The sequence below is a fragment of the Dactylosporangium sucinum genome (assembly GCF_014647515.1).
Classification (GTDB): Bacteria; Actinomycetota; Actinomycetes; order Mycobacteriales; family Micromonosporaceae; genus Dactylosporangium; species Dactylosporangium sucinum.
In genome coordinates this window covers 1-1,131 of sequence record NZ_BMPI01000191.1, presented here as the reverse complement: position 1 = coordinate 1,131, position 1,131 = coordinate 1, and the positions used below count along the sequence as shown (strand labels likewise).

At 66.2% G+C, this 1,131-nt stretch carries 1 protein-coding gene; it reads left to right on the top strand.

The window, feature by feature from the left end; translation table 11 throughout:
- The coding region (locus tag IEZ31_RS55750; protein ID WP_190258288.1) for an acyltransferase domain-containing protein at positions 1-1,131 on the top strand (1,131 nt) is incomplete at both ends.

Below are 1,131 nucleotides of genomic sequence, written 5' to 3'. Positions count from 1 at the left end.
GCAGGCGGCGCGGCTGGCCGATTGGGCCGAACGGACCTGCCCCGACCCCCGCGACGCGGCGGTGGCGTTGGCGATGCAGCGGTCGCGGTTTCCGTATCGGGTGGTGGTTGCTGGTTCGGATGTGGCGCAGTTGGTTGCGGGTCTGCGTGGGGTGGGTGCTGCGTCGGCGGTGGCGGTGGCTGGTGTGCCGAGGACGGTGATGGTGTTTCCGGGTCAGGGCTGGCAGCGTGCGGGTCTTGGTGCGGAGTTGTTGGCGTCGTCGCCGGTGTTTGCTGCGTCGATTGATGAGTGTGGTGCGGCGTTGGCGCCGTGGGTGGATTTTGATTTGCGGGCGGTGTTGTGCGGTGATGGCTGGCTGGGTCGGGTGGAGGTGGTGCAGCCGGTTTTGTGGGCGGTGATGGTGTCGTTGGCTCGGGTGTGGGAGTCGGTTGGGGTTGTGCCGGATGCTGTGGTTGGTCATTCGCAGGGTGAGATTGCTGCTGCGGTTGTTGCGGGTGCGTTGAGTTTGGCGGATGGTGCGAAGGTTGTTGCGGTGCGGGCTCGTGCGCTGCGGGAGTTGGCTGGTTCTGGTGGGATGGCGTCGGTTGGGGCGTCGGTGGAGCTGGTTTCGCGGTGGTTGGTTGATGGTCTGTCGATTGCGGCGGTGAATGGTCCGGCGTCTGTGGTGGTGTCCGGGCCGGCGGAGTTGTTGCGGGATTGGGTGGCGGGTCTGGCGGTGCAGACTCGGGTTCTGGATGTTGATTATGCGTCGCATGGGCCGATGGTGGAGCGGGTCGAGGCGGGTCTTCGGGAGCGGTTGGCGGATGTGCGGCCGCGTTCGGCGGTGCTTGGTTGGTTTTCGACGGTGTTTGGGCGGTGGTTGGACGGGGTCGAGGCTGATGGTGGCTATTGGTACACGAATTTGCGGGAGCCGGTGCGGTTTGCGCCGGTGGTGGAGGCGTTGGTTGCCGAGGGGTATTCGGCGTTTGTTGAGGTGAGTGGGCATCCGGTGTTGACGGTTGGGATCAGCGACGTTGTGCCGGTGGTGACGGGGACGTTGCGGCGCGACGAGTCGGAGCGGGTGCAGGTGCTGGCCGCGGCTGGGGTGCTGCACTGTGCCGGGGTTGATGTGGACTGGGCGAAGCTGCTCGG